Origin of the sequence: Campylobacter sp. BCW_6464 (assembly GCF_001762775.1) — a bacterium.
Lineage (GTDB): Bacteria > Campylobacterota > Campylobacteria > Campylobacterales > Campylobacteraceae > Campylobacter_D > Campylobacter_D jejuni.
The window spans coordinates 1-3,861 of record NZ_MJXM01000077.1 but is presented as its reverse complement, the minus strand read 5'-3'; the positions used below and the strand labels follow the sequence as shown (position 1 = coordinate 3,861).

Annotated in this window: 3 protein-coding genes and 1 pseudogene; 2 read left to right on the top strand and 2 right to left on the bottom strand. The window is 28.9% G+C overall.

Going from position 1 to position 3,861, the window contains the following annotated elements; translation table 11 throughout:
- Positions 1-1,473 (top strand): AMP-binding protein (locus AJ885_RS08065; RefSeq protein WP_148123900.1); only part of this gene is annotated, 1,473 nt, incomplete at its 5' end.
- Between the two features lie 39 nt (positions 1,474-1,512).
- Positions 1,513-1,740 carry a hypothetical protein gene (locus AJ885_RS08060; protein WP_002875378.1) on the top strand — a complete coding sequence of 76 codons (228 nt, stop codon included), beginning with the start codon at positions 1,513-1,515 and terminating at the stop codon, positions 1,738-1,740.
- Here the strand turns inward: AJ885_RS08060 and AJ885_RS08055 are convergent.
- Positions 1,737-2,807, bottom strand: a complete 1,071-nt coding sequence (locus AJ885_RS08055) for a hypothetical protein (RefSeq protein ID WP_002856137.1) — start codon at positions 2,805-2,807, stop codon at positions 1,737-1,739. The two genes, AJ885_RS08060 and AJ885_RS08055, sit on opposite strands and share 4 nt — an antisense overlap.
- A 21-nt stretch (positions 2,808-2,828) precedes the next feature.
- Positions 2,829-3,861 (bottom strand): annotated as a pseudogene (locus tag AJ885_RS10735) (DUF2920 family protein); the annotation flags it as partial.

The following is a 3,861-nucleotide window of genomic DNA, read 5'->3' as shown; positions in this document are numbered from 1 at the left end:
TTAATCAAATTTAGCGAAAAAACTGCTTTTGTAGAACCCTTTGCCAAGGAAAGAAAAGAAATCACTTATAAAGACTTTGATCTTTTTTCTAAAAAACTAGCCAGTGAAATTTTAAAAACTTTAAAAAATGATAATCCTACTCAAGTTCCTGTTTTAATCATCTTGCCTAAAGGGATTGATTGTTTGATTTCATTTTTTGGAGTGGCACTCAGTGGAAATTTTTATACCCTTTTAGATGAAAAAAGTCCTAAAGAAAGAGTAGAAAAAGTCATAGAGGTTTTAAAGCCTAAACTTTTTATCACTTCAAAGGACTTAAATTTTAACTTAGATTTACCTACGCTTTATACACAAGACTTTGAAAGTTTTGATATAGATGAGAGTTTAATAAAGCATGCCAAAGAAAAACATATAGATACTAATTTACTCTATGTTTTCTTTACAAGTGGGAGCACAGGTATTCCTAAAGGAGTAAGCATAGCACATAAGAGTGTGATTGATTATACTTTTTGGGTGTGTGAGACTTTTAAATTTGATGAGAATGAAATTTTAGCCAATCAAGCACCATTTTATTTTGACAATAGCATTTTAGATATTTTTTCAAGTGTAAAATCAGGAGCGACTTTACACCTTTTACCTAATCATCTTTTTGCCTTTCCAAATAAAATTTTAGAATGCCTTGAAAAAGAAAAAGTAAGCACTATATTTTGGGTGCCTTCGGTGCTAATTTATTTTGCAAATACGGAAGCTTTGAATAATTTTAGTTTAAATACCTTAAAAAAAATACTTTTTTGCGGTGAAATCATGCCCAATAAACAGCTAAATATTTGGCGTAAACACTTACCCAATGCCTTATTTGCCAACCTTTATGGCCCAACAGAAATCACTGATGTATGTTCTTTTTATATCATCAATCGCACTTTTAAAGATGAAGAACTTTTACCTATAGGCAAAGCGTGTAAAAACACAGAACTTTTAGTTTTTGATGAAAATATGAATTTCATAAGTCCTAAACAAATAGGTGTTAAAGGGGAGCTTTTCGTACGTGGAACTTCTTTGTCTTTAGGGTATTATAATGACAAAGAAAAAACCAAACAAGCTTTTATTCAAAATCCTTTACATGATAATTATTTAGATTTACTCTATAAAACAGGAGATATCGTTTCTTATAATGAATTTGGAGAGCTTTTGTGCTATGGGAGAGTGGATAATCAGATAAAATATATGGGGCATAGGATAGAACTTGGAGAAATAGAAAGCGTGATAAATTCCCATGCGAATATTAAAAACAGTGCATGTATTTTTAAAGAAGATATTATTTGTTTTTATGAAAGTGAAGAAGAAATTAATTTTAAAGCTTTTTTAAAAGATAAATTACCTTCTTATATGATCCCAAAAAATTTTATTAAACTCGACAAATTTAAGCTTAATCAAAATGGAAAAATCGATAGAAAGGTTTTAAAAGAACTTGTTTAAATAAATATTTTATAATTTCAAAAAACTAAAGGAGAAAAAATGCAAGAAATCAAACAATTTTTTATCAATATAGAAAGAACAGATATCAATGAGAGTATGGAAAATCTAGTAAGTGAAGATTTTATCGATAGTATCGATATCATGGCTTTGGTTGCCGAAATAGAAAAATTTTATAAAAAACCCTTAAAAGCAGAATTTATCACACCTGAAAATTTTGAAAGCTTTGAAAATATCAAAAAAATGCTTGAAATTGCAATGAAAGACTAATCTTTCCTTGCAAGTTCAAGCTGTTCTTTTAAAGAACTGATGATTTCATTTTTAGAAACAATAATTTGCGCTATAAAATCCGCCACATCATCCCAATCTTTACTTAGCATATGGGTTAAAGTATAATTTTGTTCATATTCTTCCCAATTCACAGGAGTAAAAAGAGAATTTTTATGCGGGAAATATTTGTTTTTTACCCATTCAAGTGAAGAAGCAAAATAATCCACATAAGCTTTAGCAATATCTTTTTGCACTGCAAATTTTAATCTTTTTTCTTTGCTGCCTTCAAATTTTCTTCTTGCCATAAAAAGCAAAGAATTAAGATTATCCTGCTTTAAATCTTTTTGATTTAATCTTGACATAAGCTCCATTCCTAAAAGATTAAAACTTTCATTTTTGGTTTGTTTTAAAACAAAACTCTCATCCCATTCAAGTCCTAAATGATAAACAAAATCCTTAAGTAAAGTCCCTCCTACATAATCCTCCCTTAGAAGTCTTACTATCAAATTTTCTTCTCCAAATACCTCAGCATGAGTTTTGCAAATCCATTCATAGTCAAAAATATATTTTCTAGGATGATCTTGCGGAGCAAAATCAGCAGAATAATACCCCATATTGTTTTTATGATCTTGAGAACAATGTGAGTTTAAATAACCCAAAGTATCTCTAAAATACACAATAATATAAATTTGAGTAAAACCTAACTCTCTCATAATCTTTTCTAAAATTTCTACATGTTTTTTGGTAGAAAAATCCCAAACTATACCCTCAGCTGAAAAAATAAATTTTTTATCTTTATGTAAAGCACTTTCACTTTTAAAATTTTCTATAGCTCTAAGAAGTCTTTCATTTGTGATATGACTTAAAACACTCTCTTTTTTTAAAATATCTTCTTTTTGAACCAATTCTAAAACCATATCCACCAAAGCCCAATGCCTATTTGCCACTCTAAGACTTTTTGGGTAAATATAAGCTTTTTGCAAAAGCTTTTCTTCGTTTTGCATCAAGAAGCCTTGTTTTTCTTGATTTCCTGTATTAGTAGTTCCTATATGTAAATATGCTGTCATTTTATATCCTTTATCTTTATTTTAATTTATCATCTCTAACTCAAATTTATCTTCTAAATCCTTAAACACAAATACTTTATTCCCACAAGGATAAGAGATAGAATTTTCTTGCATAAAAGATTTTCTTCCTTGTAGTTTTTCAAGCATTAAAGGAAGTTCTTTTCTAAATAAAGCCCTATCAGTCATTCTAAGTCCATGCTCTAAACTTTTTACAAATCTACCATCTATATCATTTTCATCCTTTATTAAATGTAAAGTTGCATCATATCCTAATTCCTGATAACACTTATAAAGTTCTATTTTATTTTGCACTGGCGCACCCATATCTTGTATACTATGATAGCTTACAAAAATGGTATTTTTATTTAAATTTGATTGAATTTGAAGATGGTTTGAATTTAAAACTGCTCTGATTAAATAATTTTCATCACCAAAATAATAAGAAGAATTCATATTTCTATTCCAGTATTTATATACAAAACAATAAAGTCTATAACCACTTCCTTCGAAATAAAATTCCCCTTGATTCATTTCTCTTCCTAAAATGCACGCCAAAAATGGCAAGCAAACACCTGAATTATCAATCACACCATCCACATACCAAGGAGCTATCTTTGCTATGAGCAAGGCTAAGTATCCTCCATAAGACCCCCCCCCCATAAATTTTTGGTAAATCTGCAAATTTTGGAAAGCGTTTAACTAAATCTTTTAAAGCATTGATATGATCAATAGCTGCCATAATGCCATAGTTTTGATAATCTCCATTAGGTGGGATAAAATCACAAGAAAGTTCTATTTTTTGGCTTTCATCAACCAAACCTGCTTGTTTCATTTTATTAACTTTTTGCTCTATAAGAGGAATAATTTGTTCAAAATTATCTTTATTAACCGATAAATGTCCTAAATTAATATTTTTTAAAATGCCATTTACACGCTCTAAATCATCTTGATTGGGAATAAGCTTTGGATTATACTTTTGATCAATACTTTGTCTTGCACAAAAACAATGATAAAAAACATGTACCACTACAACATCAAAATTTTTAGCAATATA